The following is an 18,470-nucleotide window of genomic DNA, read 5'->3' as shown; positions in this document are numbered from 1 at the left end:
GGGCGTGCTCGCCGCATCCCTGTGAGGTATATGTGATCAATGCCACACCTTAACCGGTTGGATAGCTTCGAGCCAGTATCGACATACGGCTAAGGTGCTGATTTCAATCATCTCGGCCAGGAAACGCTCACGGCACGTTTGCTTACGCTTACAGACGTACTCCAAATCTGAAAAGCTCACCCGACTCACCGGGTGGCTACTATTGAGAGTTAATGGAGGGCAACTCGGCACCCACCGTCCTCTCCGCGTCATCAACGCGATCCTTGCGTTATTCCAAACGGTATTCCAAGTACATCTCCAAACAAAAAAATACCCTTTTAAATCAATTTACTGGGCAATCAATTCAGCTCACCCCTGCCATTTGAAACACCAAAGAAGCCCGCCAAATACGGTTTTCTCTGCGTCTGGAACATTAGAAGCTCCTGAAAATCGTTGTGGGTTGATACAGATTCACGCAAGTCTCAGCAGCTTTTCAGCAACATCCATCTACGGCGTTCTGCCGACCGAACTCAATCCCTACTCCCCAAGCCCATCATAAGCCCGCTCACACGTCACTCCCCTACCTCGGCTTGGGTCCGCGCGCTTGAGCACGTCAGCAAACACCATGCCGGCGCGGGTAGGCGATCGCACGCAGGTTCTGCTGCCGCGCATTGTTCGTGCGCCTTCCCTCCGCTATTTCGACCGCAGGTCAGTCCTGCCCGCCCTCCTCCCTCTTGTGCTTACGGTAACGGGAGAGCGAAATCCCCGTTTGGCGCTTGAAGTAGCGACACAAGTAAGATGCGTCGGCGAAGTTCAGTTCGTCGGCCACACGGCCAATAGCCAAGTCACTGTATGAAAGGAGAGCCTTGATTTCCAAGGTTACTTGCCGATCGATCAGGCCCTTGGGGGTCTCATTGAAAAACGCTTTGGTCAACTGCGACAGGTAGAACGGTGTGATACTCAGTGCGTCGGCGTAGAACTTCACATCTCGGTGGCGGATGCAGTGTTTGCCTATCAATTCCCAGAAGCGCCAACTGAGCATTTCCTTCCTGCTGAATCCCCTGTTCTCTATTTGGTTGGCTGGAAGTTGCTCGGCTATTTTCAAAAAGAGGTTCTGCAGTTGATTGCGCAACATGATGCGTTGGTAGGTGGGGCAGGTCTGCGCAATGTTCCGCATCTGCGTCACCCACCCCTCTATCAGCGGCATGTCGTCCTTGGATGGGACGCAATGAGGATGGTCATGCAGAAATACGAACAAGGTATTTGGCAGTGGGTAGGCAACCTCCGCTGCAAAGTTTTTCGGCATAAGGCAGAAAAACACCTTGAAGCGGCGCGAGCGACGTTTGAGCAGGGCAATCGTGTCTTCAGCCAGCAGCATCACACCACCGCGCCTGACCGCATGCTCTTTGAAGTTGAGAGTGAAGTGGGCACTACCGCAGAGGCATACCAGCAGCGTCAAGTAAGCATGACCGAAGGAAAGCGGTAAACCTAGCCCTTGCGCGAGCGTGGTTTCTCCCATCCGCATCGATTCGTCAGGAGCGGAAAGTTTCGGAATGTGATGCATAGTGCCCCAGCGCTACAACAAACAAGTGCCACAATCGTATCAGCGCCTGGTGAAACTGTTTTGAAAAGTACCGAAAAAGCCGAGGTACTAGCGTGTACCGATGGTCTGTCTCCCAATACTCTGTCCCGCACGCACCAATCCATTACGAGTACAGGCCATGACACTTAAAACAGAACGCCTCTTGCTGCGTCCCTGGCAGGACACGGACGCCGCCGATCTATACGAATATGCCAAAGACACCCGAGTCGGCCCCATCGCTGGCTGGCCTCCGCACACCAGTGTGGAGAACAGTGCCGACATCATCCGCACAGTCTTCAATCACCCAGAGGTGTACGCGGTCGAATTGAAAGAAAATCGCCGTGCTGTTGGTTGTGTGGGCATTCTCATAGGTAGCAACAGCAATTTTGAAATCAGTGAGCAGGAAGGTGAAATAGCCTACTGGATCGGCGTGCCTTACTGGGGCAAAGGCCTGATTCCGGAAGCAGTGCGTGAAGTGATGCGACACGCTTTTGAAAACCTGAACCTCAAAGCACTTTGGTGTGGTTACTTCGCCGACAACATCCAATCCCATGCTGCTCAATCGAAGTGTGGCTTTCGCTTTCATCACACCGAAGAAAACAAATATAACCAGCTCCTCCAAGACTATCGGACGGAACACATCAGCCGCATCACCTACCAAGAATGGCTGGAACAGAAAATGACTGGGTCTGAAGTAACAAGAAACTCTGCCTACCCTGACCCCGCAGCCAAGCACACCATTGCTCGCTGACATCCACATGACATCGAAACACCCCCATTTCGTCATATTTCTGCAATGAAACCATGCGAGTTTTGTCGGCGGAAATAGGGCATAACAGTATGCTTTAGCACGCTAATACGCTGTTTTAATTATGGAAAATGGATTCTAAGGAAAGTCGATGTCGATGTTTTGTCAGATCATGGATAAATCTGAGAGTGGTGGGTGCGGGTGCAAGATCCCATCCAGTGTGTTAACGAAGATTCTGTCGCAAACTGCAGCAGCCAATACGGTTTCGGATGACAAGGTGGTGTTGGGCTTTGAGTCTTCTGACGATTGCGCCGTCTATGACGCAGGTGAAAAATATCTGTTATTCACCACCGATTTTTTCTCTCCGATAGTCAACGATCCTTATATCTTCGGCCAATTGGCAGCCAGCAATGCTGTAAGCGATATCTTTGCTTCAGGCGGGAGTCCGCTTATTGCCAACTCGATCATGGCGTTCGACCCGGAACAGGTTTCGGTCGAGCAAGTTACGCAGATGATCCTTGGCGCCCAGTCGGTGATGAACAGGTTCAATGTCAGCATCGTCGGTGGTCATACGATCAAGAACAGCCAGCCCTTGTACGGCTTCTCGATCATTGGCGAGGTGGAAAAACACCGTTTGAAGAAAAACAACACGGCCAGGGCCGGTGATTTGCTGGTCATGACGCGTCCGATCGGTGTCGGCATCCTCGCCAATGCCCTGAAGAGCGGAGTGATTGAACAAAAGGATATTGCTGCGTCGACGCTTGCCCAGATTACCGGCAACAACGCGTTTGGCCGCACGCTGAGCGAAAGCCCTGAGGTGAGCAGTTTGACTGATATCACGGGGTTCGGTTTGATCGGCCATATCAGTGAGATGGTCGGGCTGGGGCAACTGGATGTTGACCTGGATACAAGCGGTCTGGTTTTTTATGACGGCACAGAGTCATTGGCAGTGGCGGTGACTTCAGCTGACAGCGGTATTTTCTCTAACATTAAAAAGTACGCGCAGAACGTGGAGTACCTGACTGATCCTCCATTAGCTAGAAAGTTTCTGTTGCATGATCCGCAAACGAATGGCGGTTTGCTGTTCACGGTGAGTGCCGAAGGGTTTGAAAAGAACCATCAGAAGTGGCAGGCGCTTTGCCCTGATCTGATTGTTATCGGTCGGATGACGGAAGGGACCGGCAAGATCAAGGTCTGCTGAGATGGTAGCCGTGACAATCTACCCGGTTATGGTCGGTGTGGGCATGGTGGCTGGTTTCATGTCAGGTCTGTTCGGTATCGGTGGGGGCATCATCGTGACGCCCCTGTTGGTGCTGATTTACCCGATCTTGTCCGGTCAGAAACTGCCGATTGAAGTCGTGACGGGACTTTCTTCCGCACAAGGCTTCTTTTCGTCCCTCGTGTCGTTCGCGCTGCACCGCATCAAGTTTCAGCCGGATTGGCGAGTGATCAGAAGCTTTGCTGTACCGATGGCTGTCGCCAACTTTTTTGCCTCTCTCCATGCTGATGCATTCAGCGAAAACTTCATCCTGTTCGTCTTCGGGCTGCTGGGGTTGATGTCGCTGTTGGTGACGCATCTGTTCCATAGACCGGTGGCCCTGTTGTGCAACCATCAATCGCTGTCGTTGCCACTGATAGGGCTGGTGCTTGGCGTATTGTGCGGGCTGGTCGGCCAGGGCGGCGGGTTCATCTACCTGCCTGTACTGATCAGCTTGTTTGGTCTGCAGATAAAGCAGGCCATTTCGACCTCGGCGCTGATCGGAATCATCGGAGCAAGTGGGGCTTTACTCGGCAGAGTGGGCTCCACCATGGACTTTCTCGGCTACACCGGTGAATTGGTACTGGGGATAGTGGTGGGTGGTTTCCTCGGAGCCATGCTTTCTCATCGGCTGGACTCAGGGCATCTGAAACAGGCACTGAATGCTTTCGTTTTGCTGTGCTCGATCCAGCTCATGCTGCGCCTTATTGTTTGACCCGTGAGTCTCTGTTCGCATTATGCGAGCAGCATCCTGAATGACATAAAACAGAAAACTGGAAGTGTTTGATATGGATATTGCTGTGGATGCAGTTTATGCCGACGTCTGTGGTTCGGCACCGGTTTCAATGGCTGTCAGCAACATGCTTCAGGCGTTGTTCTCGACCCGCCAATGCGCCAACCCCAACGCCAATCACGCCCTCGGCGTTCAATTGCTCGAACGAGTCGAACGGGCGCGTGGCCGCATCGCCAGCCTTTTGAAAGTGGACGCCGACTGCCTGATTTTCAACAGCGGCTCCAGTGAGGGCTGTAGCCAGGTGTTTCATGATTTTTTCGAACGCTACAAACATGAGCAACCCTTGGTGCTGTACTCAGCGATCGAACACTCCTGCACCCTGCAGAACATAAACCGCTACGGTCTGGAAGGTCTGCAATCCATAGCGATCGGGCATCAAATGAACGGACTGCTCGACACTGCACAATTGGAACAGCTGCTCCGCACCCATGCAGGTCGCCCGACATTGGTTTGCGTTATGGCGGTGCATAACGAAACCGGCGTGATTCAACCGATCGAAGCAATCGCCCGACAAGTGAAGGCTGGGGGTGGTTTGCTATTTTCGGACATGACCCAGGCCATCGGCAAAATCCCTGTGGATCTGCACGCATCCGGCGTTGATTTCGCTATTGCGTCAGGACACAAGTTCGGAGCGTTGCCCGGTGCCGGTTTTCTATACGCCAGAAACCGCTACGGTTTGTCGCCATTAATTGTTGGCGGTGGCCAGGAAGGCGGGTTGCGCGGTGGTACTCAGAACTATCCGGGCATTCTTTCGATTGAAACTGCGTTGCAGGAGAAACAGCACAAATACGGCAACGGTAAAGTCGCGGTACAACAGAGCCGGGAAACATTTGAATCTAAGCTGCAAGCGATGCTGGGCGAAGTGGTCGTGATCGGTCAGCAAGCACCGCGTGTACCGTGTGTGAGCTTTATTGCATTGCCGGGCGTCAATACAAAAAAACTGCAGCTTGCCTTGAACAGGCAGTCGATCTACATAACCGGTGGGTCGGCATGCTCGGACAAGACACTCAGCCTGTCCAACACGGTTACACAACTGGGATATTCCGAGCAGATCGCCGGGGCCACGGTGCGCATTTCCATCGACGAAGAACATTGTCAATTCGCGTATGAGCGGATTCTGGAGGGGATCGCTCAAGCGCTGAAGCTGTCTTCAACTGTCTCGGCAGCTCACGCTGTGGCCCACGTGTTATGAGGGTGGTGACCTCAGGCTCGGCGTACCTGGACATCGATGCGTATGCCTGCTGCATTGCGTACGCCGAGCTGTTGAATCGCCAAGGCATTGAGGCTCGGGCCGTCAGTAGCGCCCCGCTCAATGCCAGCATCTCCAGGACTGTGCTCGGATGGCAGTCATCTCTGGATGACTATCTGCCGAGAGCGGGTGATGAGTTCGTGTTGGTGGATGTCTCCGACTACCACTATTTCGACCCGGTGGTGGTTCCTGAACAGGTGGTGGAAGTCATTGACCATCACCCAGGCTTTGAAAACTATTGGGCGCAGAAGCTCGGTTCTGCGGCAGACATCCTGCCAATCGGCGCAGCGGCGACCCTGATTTTTCAGCGTTGGGAAGCGTTGGAGCTGTTGCCGCTAATAAGCGAAAAAAGTGCTGCGTTGCTGGCCACGGCTATTCTGGACAATACCCTGAATTTCACCGGGCAGTTGACCACCCAATCGGATATCCGGGCTTATGAAGTCCTCGCACGGCGGGCGAAACTGGATGCGGGCTGGCCCGAGCGGTACTTGCGCGAGTGTCAAGCCACTATCGAGTCAGACTTGATTGGCGCGTTGGCGGTTGATATGAAGCGGCTGAAAGCCGATAGCAACCTGCCGCAGGTTTTCGCGCAGATGGCGGTGTGGGATGCCAGTGCGCTGATCCAAACGCATCGGTCAACGCTCGCCCACTGGATGGCCGCGCAGGGTGAAGACTGGCTGTTGAACGTCATCAGTATCAGCGAGTGCAAAAGCTACTTTCTGGCTGAGCCCTTGGCCAGCCAACAAAAGTTGAGCCATTTGCTGTCGATCCAATGGCAGGCCGGAATGGCTGTCCTTGAGTGCCCGCTACTGCGTAAGGAGCTGTTGAAGTTGGGGTTGGCGCGCACCTGCGTTGTTCCAACAAGCCTTCGCGGCAGTTAAAGAGGCTGCCGTGGCTGGGGATCATGCGCAATTTCATTGACGCCGCTGACGGTGCACCCCGTCAGGGCCAGGGCAATACATCCTCCTGTAATGACCTGACAATTACGCAGGCGCCGCGCATTGTCATGCAATCGGCCGCCCCTGGCCATAAGTGAACAGGCGTCAGCTAGCGCCTGACGAATCATCGTTTGTCCCCGCCATAGGCCTGAAATCTAATCCATCGCAAACAACTAACAATAACTGCGATGGAGCAGACCCACCCATGTCCCCTACCTTTTCTCTATTGATCCTTGGCGCGTCCATTCTGTTGATTGTCGTGCTGATCGGTAAATGCCGTGTGCATCCGTTCCTGGCCCTGATCGCCGCCAGTCTGCTGGTGGGGGTCGGCACGGGCATGACTCCCACCGCGATTGTCTCGGCATTTGAGAAGGGCATGGGCAGCACGCTCGGGTTTCTTGCCGGCATCATTGGGTTGGGCAGTATCCTCGGCAAGTTGCTGGAGGAGTCTGGCGGCGCCAAGCGCATTGCGACCACGCTGCTGCGGCTGCTGGGTGAGCAGAACGCCGCGTGGGCGATGATGCTGGTGGGCTTTATCGCCGGGATTCCGGTGTTCTTCGAGGTGGGATTTGTGCTGCTGATCCCGCTGATTTATGTGGTTGCCCGTCAGACTCGGATTAACCTGTTGTACCTGGGTGTACCGCTGGCGACTTCGCTGATGGTGGTGCATTGCATCCTGCCGCCGCACCCCGCCGCCACGGCCATTACCGGCATGCTCAATGCCGATATCGGCAAGGTGATTTTGTACGGGCTGATCGTCGGCTTGCCCACTGCCGTGATCGCCGGGCCGATCTGGGTCAAGCTGACTTGTGCGCGGCAGGCCCCGGCCAACCAGGCGCAGTTTTTGGCTGAGCGTGGTGAGGGGAGCATCGACGACAGCCAGGCCCCCAGTTTCGCGATGGCGATGATCACCGTGCTGTTGCCCTTGGCGCTGATGGTCGGCAAAACCCTGGCCATCCCCTTGCTGGCCAAAGGCTCGATGGCGTTTGAGTGGATTTCCTTCATAGGTAACCCGCTGATTGCCCTGGCGCTGTCGATTTGCTTTGCCTACTGGTCCCTGGGCCTGCGCCGTGGGCTGGGCATGGGCGATTTGCTCGACCTGACCCACCGCTGCTTCCCGCCGCTGGCCGGTATTCTGCTGGTGATCGGCGCCGGCGGCGCGTTCAACGACATGCTGGTCGGCAGCGGCATCGGCAAAGTCCTGGCGGACGTGCTGGGCCAGTCCAACATCAACCCGATCATCCTCGCGTGGTTGATCGCCGGGCTGATGCACTTCGCCGTGGGCTCGGCCACCGTGGCCATGATCAGCACCGCCGGCATGGTGCTGCCGATCCTCGGACAGAACCCACAATACAGCCCCGAGATCCTGGTGATCGCCATCGGTGCCGGCGCCATCGGCTGGACCCACGTGACCGACTCGGCGTTCTGGGTCGTAAAAGAGTACCTGGGGATTTCCCTCTCCGAAGCCCTCAAGAAATTCACCGGCGCCACCGTGCTCGCCTCGGTGGCAGCCCTGGTCTTTACTCTCATCCTTTCCCGGTTTGTGTGATGAACCCCACTCCAAAGGCAGTTCCCATGATTCAAGGCAAAACCCTAGACGCCTGGTATGCAAGCCATCCCGTTATCCAGCAATTGGTCGCACTTGAGCCGCTCAGTTGGTTCAACCCCGCGATCGCCCCGGCCGCTGTAGCGCTTGAGGATGTCGGCCTGACCCTGGAGGATGTACAAGACGCCAGCGCGCGCCTGCTTCGCTTCGCGCCCTACCTCGCCAAGGTGTTCCCGGAGACGGCGGCGGCGGGTGGCATCATCGAGTCCGCGATCCAGCCGCTGAAGGCCATGCAGCACGCGCTGTTGAGCGAAGCCGCCCTCCCCGACAGCGGCGCGCTGTGGCTGAAAAAAGACTGCGACTTGCCGATCTCCGGCTCGATCAAGGCCCGTGGCGGTATTCATGAAGTGCTCAAGCACGCTGAAGACCTGGCCCTGCAGGCAGGCTTGATTACCCTCGACGATAACTACGCAACCTTGGCCGACGAGCGCGCACTGGGGTTTTTCAGCCAGTACAAAATCGCCGTGGGCTCCACCGGCAACCTTGGCCTGTCCATCGGCATCATCAGCGCCAAGCTGGGTTTCCAGGCGACGGTGCACATGTCCTCGGATGCGCGCCAATGGAAGAAGGACAAACTGCGCGCCAGCGGCGTGACGGTGGTGGAGTACGCCTCCGACTACAGCGTGGCCGTGGAAAACGGCCGCCAACAGGCGCAAAACGATCCGGCCTGCTATTTCATCGACGATGAAAACTCGCCCCACCTGTTCCTCGGCTATGCCGTGGCCGCCGAGCGCCTGGCCCGGCAATTTGAAGTGGCCGGGGTGCGGGTGGACGCCGAGCATCCGCTGTTCGTGTATCTGCCCTGTGGTGTTGGCGGCGGCCCTGGTGGCGTGGCGTTTGGCTTGAAGCTGGCGTTTGGCGATGCCGTGCACTGTGTGTTTGCCGAACCGACCCACTCGCCATGCATGCTGCTCGGTGTGTATACCGGGCTGCATGACCAGGTGAGCGTGCAGGACTTCGGCATCGACAATGTCACCGCAGCTGACGGCCTGGCAGTGGGCCGCCCCTCCGGCTTCGTCGGCAAGGCGATGCAGCGCCTGGTCGATGGCTACTACACCGTCACCGACGAAGAACTCTACCGCCTGATGTTCCTCGCCCACGACCTTGAAGGGGTAAAACTCGAACCTTCGGCCCTGGCCGGCGCGCCAGGCATTGTGCGGGTGCTCAAGGACGCGCAGTATTTGCAGCGCATTGGCGTCTCGGCGGCACAGTTGGCCAGCGCCACGCACTTGATCTGGGGCACCGGCGGCAGCATGGTTCCCGCCGAAGAGTTCGCCACCTACCTGGATAAGGGGCGCGCACTGCAAACCACAATCCATCGTTGATCGCCGGCGGTTGACGCGAAGAGGGACACCCACATGGCAGCACTTGGCCTGGGCAAAGCGCCGAAGCTCACCGGCGCCCACCTGTCCAACCTGCATACCTTCCTGGTCGCCGCCCGCCACCTCAGCTTTGCCCGCGCCGCTGACGAGCTGTGCCTGACCGCCAGTGCGGTCAGTCACCGCATAGCGCGCCTGGAAGAAGAACTGTCGCTCAAGCTGTTCCATCGCTTGCCGCGCAAGGTCGACCTGACCGATGACGGCGAGCGGATTTTCAAGGTCATGCAGCACACCATGGACACCCTGTCCGAGGCCGTGCAAGAACGCTCCGACAGCCAGATCGAAGGCCAGCTGTGCTTTTACGCACGGCCCTCCGTCGCGCAATGCTGGCTGGTCCCCAGGCTGGCCGATTTCACCGCACGCTATCCCGGGATTCAACTGGATGTGCGGGTCGGCAACGAACCGATCGACTACCGCACCCGGCGCATCGACCTGGTGCTGTGCTACTCCAACGGAGAGCATCCGGGCCTGGAAAGCCTGCGCCTGATGCCCGAGCGGATTGCCCCAGTGTGCAGCCCGCAATATGCCCAGGCCCATGGCTTGATCGGGCATCCGGAACGCCTGGCACAGTGCACGGTGCTGCACGATGTGGCGGCGTGGGACAACATTTCATTCGATGCAGAATGGCGTTTATGGCTGGATGCGGTGGGCGACAGCAGTGAGTTGCCAAGCCGCTTCATGACCTTTGACCGCTCCGACTTGAGCACCCTCGCGGCGATCAACCATGCCGGCGTGGCCATTGGCCGTGAGCAACTGGTGCGCAAGCGTGTGCAAGATGGCGAACTGGTGCTGCCGTTCGGCGGGTTCAGGGAGGCGTTCAACTATGGCTACTATCTGGTCCACCCCGCCCACGAAACCCTGCCCAGACGGCTCAAGGCGCTGATCGACTGGCTGGTCGAACAAGCCCGGGGTTGAGGTGTGCCAAGGCAGCTAAACCCGAGAACAACGCGCGCGCCATCGCGGTGATTTCAGGCTGACAGCTAACGGCAAGCGTCCATGCCAAGCCCCTTGTTAGAGGCCCGGCGATGCTTATACTCCTGCGCTGTACCTGTCGCGTTTACGCCCTTTTGTTATGCATGGAAGCCATTTGAATTGAGAAGACCGCTGACCTCTACACGCCTGCTCGTCGGTCTGGGCGTACTACTTTTCGTGGCAACAATCGGGTTATGGGTGTTCTGGCTCGACCGCATCGTGTACTTCAATACGTTGAGCGTGATGATCTGCCTGGTGACATCGCCCCTTTTGGCTGCGGTGGCATTTGTGCTGGGGGTGCGGCGCAGGAATCCGCGCCTCAAATTTACAATAATGGACTCGCTGGAAGAGGCGATCTCGGCGCTCGCCGTTATCGCCGTGGCAGAATTTTTCGTGTTGTCATTGCTTGTGTTTTTTTCCAGCACAAGACCGGGTGATTACATCGCCCGCTACGAATACACCTCCGGCGGCAAGCGGTGCAGCGGGTTGCAGGTCTACGATCGAGAACTCGAAAAACATATAAAAATCTGCCACCCGGATGCGCTTAGGGCGGGTGGCAAGGTCAGGGTCGAAAAGCGCAGTGGCCCGTTGGGTATCACGGTGAAGCGCGCCGAACTCCTTTAGCCCGCCGCACGCGTCTCAACCCGGCGCCCACCGTGAATCACCCCATGCACCAGCAACCCCGCCACCAGCCCCCAGAACGCGCCGCCAATGCCCAGCAACGTGACATTGGCCGCCGTTGCCAAAAAGGTGATCAACGCGGTTTCCCGGGTGCGTGTATCGGCCATCGCATTGGCCAGGCTTGAACCGATGGCGCCGAGCAGCGCCAGGCCCGCCAAGGTGGTGATAAACGCGCGGGGCAGGACCATGAACAAGGTTGCCAACGTCACGCCAAACACCCCGACCAGGATGTACAGCGCCCCACACACCAACCCGGCGATGTAGCGTTTGGACGGGTCCTGATGGGTATCGCGCCCGGTGCAGATCGCCGCCGTAATCGCTGCGACATTGAACGCGTGGGCGCCGAACGGTGCCATCAACAAAGACCCCAGGCCGGTGACGGTGATGATCGGGTTGGCGCTGGTCTTGAACCCGTCGTTGCGCAGCACCAGCATGCCGGGGATGTATTGCCCGGTCAGGGTAATCACGAACAGCGGCAAGGCCACGCCAAAAAACGCCGCGATGGAAAAGTGCGGCATTTCAAACACCGGGGCGGCCAGTTGCAGCTCCAGGCTGTGCAGGTCAAGGCGCTGCTGGGCGAGCAGCAGCCCCAGGCCAATCAACAGAATCCCGACCATCGCATACCGTGAAGTGAAGCGGCGCAGCACCGCGTAGGACACCACCAGAACAATCACCAGCAGCGGGTCCGCACTGGCGCCACCAAAGGCCGCCACACCAAACTGCAGGAGAATCCCCGCCAGCAAACCCGCCGCAATGCCACCGGGGATCAGCCGCACCAAGCGCTCAAACGCACCACTCAGGCCCAGCACGATAAAACCGAGGGCACACATCACATAAGCACCGATCACTTCGGCATACGGTGTAAACGGCATGACCGTCGCCAGAAAGGCCACCCCCGGCGTCGACCACGCCGTGATGATCGGCTCGCGGTAGCGGTAGCTCAACCACGCGCCGGTCACGCCCACGCCGATACTCACCGACCAGACCCAGGAAGCGGTTTGCGCCGCGCTCAACTGCGCCAGGTGGGCAGCCTGGAACACCAGGACAAAGGTGCCCGCGTAATTGACGATGACCGAAATCAGCGCGCTGATGCTGGGGGACAGGTAGTCGGCGAGGCGTAGGCGTGGGGCGGGTCGGTTCATGGCGCGTTCCTTGTGTTGAGGCCGCACAGGCTAACAAGCACCGGCCCGCCCTTTCAGTCCACTTCGCCGCCTTGCGCCAGACCACTCTTGAGCACCTTGGCCAACTGCCGGCAGGCACTCTCGATTTCACTGGGCGTCAGCGCCGAGAACCCCAGCAGCCAGCCGCCCCGTGCCGGTGGCCGGGCATAAAGCCGCGTCAGGCCCGGCAACTGGATACCCACCCGCGCCGCCTGGCGAATCGTCTCCAGCTCCGACCATCCCTCATGCAGCACACAAGGCAACTGTAAGCCCCCGGGCGGCAAGCTGGCGGTGACCACATGGCTCAAGTGGCGCTCCACCGCCTCGGCCATGGCATCACGTCGCTCGCCGTAGATTTTGCGCATTGCGCGGATATGGCTGCCGAAATGCCCGTCGTTCATAAACCGCGCCAGGGTCAGTTGGGCGATTTGCGGGGTATGGCCGTCGAGGATGCTGCGGGCGTAGGTCATGGGTTTGACCAACTCCCGGGGCAGCACCATAAAACCCATGCGCAAGCCGGGGTACAGGGATTTGCTGAAGGTGCCGAGGTAGATCGTGCGCTGGGAGCTGTCCAGGCCCTGCACACAGGCGGTCGGCAAGCCTTCATAGTGAAACTGGCTGTCGTAGTCGTCCTCGATAATCCAGCCTTGGCGCTGCTCGGCCCAGGCGATCAGGTCCAGGCGCCGCTCCAGCGCCAGGGTGGCGCCTGTGGGGTATTGATGGGACGGCGTGACATACACGGCGTTGGCGCCGCTGCGGTCGGCGCGCAGGGCGTCGATACACAGGCCTTTGGCGTCCACCGCAACCGGTACCACCTTGAGCTGGGACATTTCAAACGCCTTGCGGGCGCCGAAGTAACCGGGGTCTTCCATCAGGATCGGCTGGCCTTCATCCACCAGCACCTGTGCGCACAAATACAGGGCCTGACGCGTACTCGACAGCACCAGCACCTGATCCGGCGTGACCCGCGCCCCGCGCTCCAGGTTCAGGTAGTCGGCGATGGCCTGGCGCAGGGGTTCGGCGCCTTGCGGGTCGCCATGCAATAGCAGGTTCGGGCGGTAATCCTTCAATGCCTGGCGGTGCAGGCGCTCCCAGATGCCCACGGGGAAGGTCCGCGTTTCCGGCAGCCCTGTGGCAAACGCCTTGACCACCTGTTGGTCGGTCACCCCGCCGCTGGCAAGGATCTGCGCGCCCCTGGCACTCAGCGCCGCGACCTGGTTCGCCACCACTGGCTGGCGCTTGCGCGCGCCCAGCAGGCTCGGCCCGATCTTCTCGGAAACGTAGCTACCCGAACCTTCACGCCGGCACAGGTAACCGTCCAGTTGCAGTTGGACGTAGGCCATTTCTACGGTATCCCGGGAAATGCCCAGTGACTTGCCCAACGTACGCGTGGCGGGCAACCGACTGCCGGGCGCAAGAATGCCCTCCAGGATCAGCTGACGCAGCACGCGCTGCACCCGCACACGCAAATCCAGGGAGGCCAGCTTGGGGTCCGTCAGGCGGATCTTCAGCGTGTCCAGTTCAAGGTTGTGGGTCATTGACTTGGCCAAGGGGTAAAAAAGCATGCATCTTTGTGCGATGCCGCCGATATGTCCACGAGCAATATCGGCGAGCTTTGCCGTCGGGTGTTACAGAGCCATCCGATACTCAATGCAGCCCGAGTCCTCGGCGATCCAGTTGTAGAGTTTCTGCGCACGCTTGTTGGTCTGCTGGGTATGCCAGTACAACCGGGCGCAGCCCTGGTGTTGCGCATAGCGCTGGACCCATTCGATCAACAGTTTGCCGGTACCGCCGCCGCGTACCGTGGGGGCCACGTACAGGTCTTCGAGGTAGCAGAAGTCGGCGACCGCCCAGGTCGAACGATGCAACAGCGCATGCACCAGCCCCACCAACTCATCGCCCTGCACCGCCACGGCACATGCCATGGCTTCATTGGTATCGAGCAAGCGGCTGAAGGCAGTGCGGGTGGTGGTCTCATCCAGGCTGACTTGATAAAAGTCCTGGTACGCCAGCCACAGTTGCAGCCATTGCTCATAGTCTTCAGGTTGCACTGCCCTGACCACGATTGCCTGTGGATCGTTACTCATCGCGTTCTCCTATCGGGAAGCCCGTTCCGGGATGGATCGGGACCCGGCAATGGTAGGTTTCCAAGGCGGCGGCGAACCGACCACTTCCAGACCACCTGGCAGGCCAATCCGCAACGGGCACTCCGTTCACAATTCGTTAAGGATTGCCTTCGTATACTCCAACGCTGCCCCCTAGCATCCGGTAACTCACCCCATGACACGCCCTGCCCCGCTGTTGCTGCTGCTTGCCGGTCTGCTGTTCTTCGTGGCCCTGGGCAATCACGAGTTGCAAGGCTCCACCGAAGCCCGAGTGGCCGGGATTGCCATGGCCATGCACCTGGACAATGACTGGGTGGTGCCGCGCCTGTTCGGTGAACCCTTCCTGGAAAAACCACCCCTGAGCCTATGGCTGGATGCCGGGGCGATCCGCCTGTTTGGCGCCAGCACCGGCGCGGTACGACTGGCCTCGGCGTTTGCCGGGTTGTTCAGTGTGATGCTGCTGTACGGCATGCTGCGCCGCTTCGGCCGGCCTACGTCCCTGGCGTTTGGCGCCGCGCTAGTGCTGGCGACCATGGCCAGTTACTGGAGCAACGTGCGCGGCGTGGGTGAGGATGCGTTGCTCAGCCTCGGCGTGACCCTGGCGCTGCTCGCCTTCTACCAGGCCACCCGCCCGGAGTCCCAGCCCGGCGCCAATATCGGCACATGGCTGCTGTTTACCTTGGGGATGGCCATCGCCACCTTGAGCAAAGGCGTGCTGGGCCTGGCGATGCCGGGCATTGTGATTTTTGCCTACCTGGCCTGCACCAGCCTGTTGGACAAGCGCGTGCGGCCCGGCCAATGGCTGCGCCCGGGCATGTTCACTCTACTGGCGCTGGTGCCGCTGTTTATCTGGCTGGGGTTTCTGTATCAACGGGGTGGGATGCAGGCGGTCGGTGAGGTGTTGTGGACCAACAGCGTCGGACGTTTCAGCGGCTCCTTCGTCGAAGCCGGGCATTACGAGCCGATCTACTACTACCTGGCCAAACTGCCCGAGGCCTTTTTGCCGTGGAATATCCTGGTGTACCTGGGCCTGTGGCACTTTCGCAAAAGCCTGGCGAGCAATCGGTACCTGCTGTTTTTCAGCCTGTGGCTGGTCGCGCAATTTACCCTGCTGACCTTCGCCTCGAGCAAACGCATCGTGTATCTGATGGCCCTGACCCCGGCGGCGGCGGTCCTCGCGGCCGAATATGGCGCGGTTCTGCTCAGCCGCGTGCCCGCCTATCGCCGTGGCTTGATCAGCGGCGTGTTTGCCGTGCTGATTGCCTGCTACCTGGGCGCTGCTCTCTGGTATGCGCCCAAGGCCGACCGGCGTGAGTCCTTTGTACCGCTGACCCGCCAAATCCAGGCATTTCAGGCCCAAGGCCACACGGTGGTGCTGTACCAGCCCAACGAGCGTGTGGCCGGCGCCACCGTGTTTTACACCCAGAACAACTTGCCGATCCTGCAGACCGAGGCACAACTGCGTGCCTATCTCGATGCCAGGCCGGGCAACCTGGCGTTGCTGGACCGTATCGAGCAACTGACCACCCCGGTCACCGCTCTCAAGCAGATCACCGTGGGCAGCCGGCCCTACTCCTTTGTCGAGCAGTAAGGCCTACCAAAGCGCCAAATCGTACGTCAGGTAGACCCGGTAGTTATCGCGGTCACTGGCATAGGTGGAACGGTAGGTGGCCTTGCGTAACTCCACGCCCAGGCCTTTGAGGGTGCTGTCCTGGATCACGTAGCGCAGGTGGGTGTCGGACTCCCACTCACGGGCTTCGCGGCCCTTGAAGTCGCCGTTCTGGCCCTTGTAGTAACGGGTCATAAAGCTCAGGCCCGGCAGCACAGCGGCAAAATCGTAGTCATAGCGCAGCATCCAGGTTTGCTCACCGGCCTGGATGAACTTGCCGACCCCGGCGTTGCTGAACGAGTACACCGTGGACACGCTGGCATAGGGCAGCGCGGTGTCGCCACTGACTTTCTGGTAACCCACACCCAACGCCTGCGGCCCCAGCCGATAGGTGAACAGACCACTGAACATGTCGCTGTCGACCTTGCCGTTACGCGCCTCGCCGGCCTCATTGCTGATGAAGTAGCGCAAGTCACTGGTCAGGCTCCCCGCGCCCAACGGCTGCTTATGCACCAGGCCGAGGAATTGCTGACGATAGAACTCGCGCATTTCCCCGTAGTACCAGGTGCCACTGAGCGTAGGCGTGAAGGCATAGGTGGCGCCGGCGAAATCGAAGTCGCTGCCCTTTTTGCCGCTGTAGCCCTGTGGATAAATATCCACGCTGTCGCTGGAGTTACGCAGTTTGAATTGATCCAGGTGCCCGCTGTGCAGGTACAGGTTGCGGATGCCCGTGTATTCGACCTGGGTGCCGCGAAATGTCTGGGGTAGCAGGCGCCCATCGTTATGCACCAGTACCGGGATCTTGGGCAGCAAGGTGCCGGTTTTCACCACGGCCGCGCCGATGCGCATTTTTGCGGTCACGCCGAGGCTGGAGAATTCATTGGCGGCGCGCCCATCATCGTGGACCGGCAACAAACCGGTGCCGGCGTGGGTGCGGCTGGAGTCGAGCTTGATCCCCGACAGCCCCTGGGCATCCAGGCCAAAGCCGACGGTGCCCTCGGTGTAGCCCGACTGCAGGTTGAGCAAAAAGCCTTGCGCCCATTCCTTGCGGTCCTCGCCACCGTCACGATAACCGTCGTTGAAATAGTAATTGCGCAGGGTCAGCTTGCCATGGGAATCCTCCCAGAACCCCTGGGCCATCAGCGACGGCGACAGACTCGCCAGCACCCCGACGGTGACCACGCCACCCCTGGTGAAAAGCTCACGCATAACTGTTTCCTCAATGCCGTATTGTCGATTTTTATGGGCAGTTGCTCCGTGTGCCAGGCTGGACGCCAGGTCACATTGGGGCGGACACTAACGGCTTGCCGAACGCCCCACAACGTTATGCGAGAAGCGCATGACGCTATGCGCAAAGCCGCCCTTCGACAGGAAATCCACGGTGAATCTCAAACAACTCGAAGCCTTCAAGGCGATCATGTCCACCGGCTCGACCATCGGCGCAGCCACCCGTATGGGCTTGTCGCAGTCTGCGGTCAGCCGCCTGTTGAGCCAGTTGGAAGACGCCCTGGGGTTTGCCCTGTTCCTGCGCAAAAAGGGCCGGTTGATGGCCACGCCAGAGGCCGAGGAACTGCTCACCGAAGTCGCCGGCCTAGTGGACGGCATGCAGCGGATCCAGCGTCTGGCGGACGAAATGCGCGTCGGCCGCTCACGCAAAAGCCTGCTTAAAGTCGGCGTGCCCACCAGCATGACCCAGGAATTGTTGCCGCGTATTGTTGCGGACTTTCTCAAGGACCATGACGACACCGTGGTCGAACTGCTGACCGGTTCCTACGACATGATCGAGCGCGCCGTGCTGGACCGCTCCGCCGACCTGGGTTTTGTGCGCCTGCCCACCGAGATCCCCGACTTTGATATCGAGCCGGTACTGCACACCGAAGGCGTGTGCGTGATGCCGGCCGACCATCCACTGAGCCGCCACCCGTTCATCGAGGTGCAGCATCTGCGCAATGTGCCGTTGGTGATGCTGGGCCGGCAACGGGCAGTGCGTACCGAGTTGAACCAGATGTTCCGCGCCGCCAACCTGACGCCCCAGGTACGGGTCGAAGTGCACTCGGTGGGCGCCGCCTGCAGCTTTGTCGCCGAAGGCCTGGGGGTGTCGATCGTCAATGGCCTGCTGGCCAGCCACTTCATGCACCTGCCGATTGTCAGCCGGCCGTTTCGCCCGGCATTGCCCTATGAATTTGGCCTGGCATTTCGTGCCGACGAACCGCGCCCGCAGTTGGTAACGGCATTTGCCGAGCACCTCAAGCAGCGCCTGAATCCCATTGCGAAAATCCCGTAACCCTCTGCGCGGTCGGAGACCAGAATCCCCTCTCGGCATCCCGAGCGCTGCGTAAAACGCATACCCCAACCCGCACCACGCATAACGTTGTGGGCCTGCGCGCGATGCCCTAGTGTCCGCCCAACCA

Annotated in this window: 16 protein-coding genes and 1 pseudogene; 11 read left to right on the top strand and 6 right to left on the bottom strand. The window is 59.2% G+C overall.

The window, feature by feature from the left end; genetic code table 11:
• Positions 1-54: 54 nt before the first annotated feature.
• Together PSH73_RS26935 and PSH73_RS03460 are read right to left on the bottom strand one after the other, a co-directional pair.
• Positions 55-189, bottom strand: a pseudogene (locus PSH73_RS26935) (IS5/IS1182 family transposase); the annotation flags it as partial.
• A 499-nt stretch (positions 190-688) separates the two neighbouring features.
• Complete coding sequence (locus PSH73_RS03460) at positions 689-1,543, bottom strand: AraC family transcriptional regulator (RefSeq protein WP_305461937.1); 855 nt, start codon at positions 1,541-1,543, stop codon at positions 689-691.
• Between the two features lie 157 nt (positions 1,544-1,700).
• Between PSH73_RS03460 and PSH73_RS03455 the strand changes: the two genes are divergently transcribed.
• The 9 genes from PSH73_RS03455 (at position 1,701) to PSH73_RS03415 (ending at position 11,128) form a co-directional block, all read left to right on the top strand.
• Complete coding sequence (locus PSH73_RS03455) at positions 1,701-2,312, top strand: GNAT family N-acetyltransferase (RefSeq protein ID WP_305461936.1); 612 nt, start codon at positions 1,701-1,703, stop codon at positions 2,310-2,312.
• Between the two features lie 148 nt (positions 2,313-2,460).
• Positions 2,461-3,510 (top strand): selenide, water dikinase SelD, encoded by a 1,050-nt coding sequence (selD, locus tag PSH73_RS03450; RefSeq protein WP_057960598.1) that lies wholly within the window; start codon positions 2,461-2,463, stop codon positions 3,508-3,510.
• 1 nt (position 3,511) lies between these two features.
• The gene (locus PSH73_RS03445; RefSeq protein ID WP_057960599.1) at positions 3,512-4,282 is read left to right on the top strand and encodes a sulfite exporter TauE/SafE family protein; all 771 of its coding nucleotides are present in this window, start codon (positions 3,512-3,514) and stop codon (positions 4,280-4,282) included.
• Positions 4,283-4,355: 73 nt separating this feature from the next.
• Positions 4,356-5,552: a cysteine desulfurase family protein gene (locus PSH73_RS03440; RefSeq protein WP_057960600.1), complete on the top strand. Its 1,197-nt coding sequence runs from the start codon at positions 4,356-4,358 to the stop codon at positions 5,550-5,552.
• The gene (locus PSH73_RS03435) at positions 5,549-6,490 is read left to right on the top strand and encodes a bifunctional oligoribonuclease/PAP phosphatase NrnA (protein WP_057960601.1); all 942 of its coding nucleotides are present in this window, start codon (positions 5,549-5,551) and stop codon (positions 6,488-6,490) included. The genes PSH73_RS03440 and PSH73_RS03435 overlap by 4 nt, the downstream gene beginning before the upstream one ends.
• A 262-nt stretch (positions 6,491-6,752) precedes the next feature.
• Entirely contained in the window at positions 6,753-8,096 is a 1,344-nt protein-coding gene (locus tag PSH73_RS03430) for a gluconate:H+ symporter (protein ID WP_057960602.1), read from the top strand.
• Positions 8,097-8,122: 26 nt separating this feature from the next.
• Positions 8,123-9,478: a D-serine ammonia-lyase gene (locus tag PSH73_RS03425; RefSeq protein ID WP_057960603.1), complete on the top strand. Its 1,356-nt coding sequence runs from the start codon at positions 8,123-8,125 to the stop codon at positions 9,476-9,478.
• Between the two features lie 33 nt (positions 9,479-9,511).
• On the top strand, positions 9,512-10,447 hold the full coding sequence (dsdC, locus tag PSH73_RS03420; protein ID WP_057960604.1) for a DNA-binding transcriptional regulator DsdC: 936 nt from the start codon (positions 9,512-9,514) through the stop codon (positions 10,445-10,447).
• A 177-nt stretch (positions 10,448-10,624) separates the two neighbouring features.
• Positions 10,625-11,128 (top strand): hypothetical protein, encoded by a 504-nt coding sequence (locus PSH73_RS03415; protein WP_057960605.1) that lies wholly within the window; start codon positions 10,625-10,627, stop codon positions 11,126-11,128.
• Here PSH73_RS03415 and PSH73_RS03410 read toward each other — a convergent pair.
• The 3 genes from PSH73_RS03410 to PSH73_RS03400 all read right to left on the bottom strand — a co-directional run bounded on the left by PSH73_RS03410 (position 11,125) and on the right by PSH73_RS03400 (position 14,432).
• Positions 11,125-12,327 (bottom strand): benzoate/H(+) symporter BenE family transporter, encoded by a 1,203-nt coding sequence (locus PSH73_RS03410; protein ID WP_057960606.1) that lies wholly within the window; start codon positions 12,325-12,327, stop codon positions 11,125-11,127. The two genes, PSH73_RS03415 and PSH73_RS03410, sit on opposite strands and share 4 nt — an antisense overlap.
• A gap of 53 nt (positions 12,328-12,380) precedes the next feature.
• Positions 12,381-13,883, bottom strand: a complete 1,503-nt coding sequence (locus tag PSH73_RS03405) for a PLP-dependent aminotransferase family protein (RefSeq protein WP_057960607.1) — start codon at positions 13,881-13,883, stop codon at positions 12,381-12,383.
• Between the two features lie 90 nt (positions 13,884-13,973).
• Complete coding sequence (locus PSH73_RS03400) at positions 13,974-14,432, bottom strand: GNAT family N-acetyltransferase (RefSeq protein ID WP_305461932.1); 459 nt, start codon at positions 14,430-14,432, stop codon at positions 13,974-13,976.
• A 193-nt stretch (positions 14,433-14,625) separates the two neighbouring features.
• On the opposite strand from PSH73_RS03400, the gene PSH73_RS03395 reads away from it, so the two are divergent.
• A complete protein-coding gene (locus tag PSH73_RS03395) occupies positions 14,626-16,041 on the top strand; it encodes a glycosyltransferase family 39 protein (protein WP_186625317.1) in 1,416 nt (471 codons plus the stop codon).
• A gap of 3 nt (positions 16,042-16,044) precedes the next feature.
• Here the strand turns inward: PSH73_RS03395 and PSH73_RS03390 are convergent, their stop codons facing one another.
• On the bottom strand, positions 16,045-17,268 hold the full coding sequence (locus tag PSH73_RS03390; RefSeq protein WP_057440205.1) for an OprD family porin: 1,224 nt from the start codon (positions 17,266-17,268) through the stop codon (positions 16,045-16,047).
• A 172-nt stretch (positions 17,269-17,440) separates the two neighbouring features.
• Here PSH73_RS03390 and PSH73_RS03385 point away from each other — a divergent pair, with 172 nt between their 5' ends.
• Positions 17,441-18,343, top strand: a complete 903-nt coding sequence (locus PSH73_RS03385; protein WP_115127344.1) for a LysR family transcriptional regulator — start codon at positions 17,441-17,443, stop codon at positions 18,341-18,343.
• Positions 18,344-18,470: the final 127 nt, after the last annotated feature.

Source organism: Pseudomonas sp. FP2294 (assembly GCF_030687625.1).
GTDB lineage: Bacteria > Pseudomonadota > Gammaproteobacteria > Pseudomonadales > Pseudomonadaceae > Aquipseudomonas > Aquipseudomonas shahriarae.
This window is presented reverse-complemented; position numbering and strand designations above follow the sequence as displayed.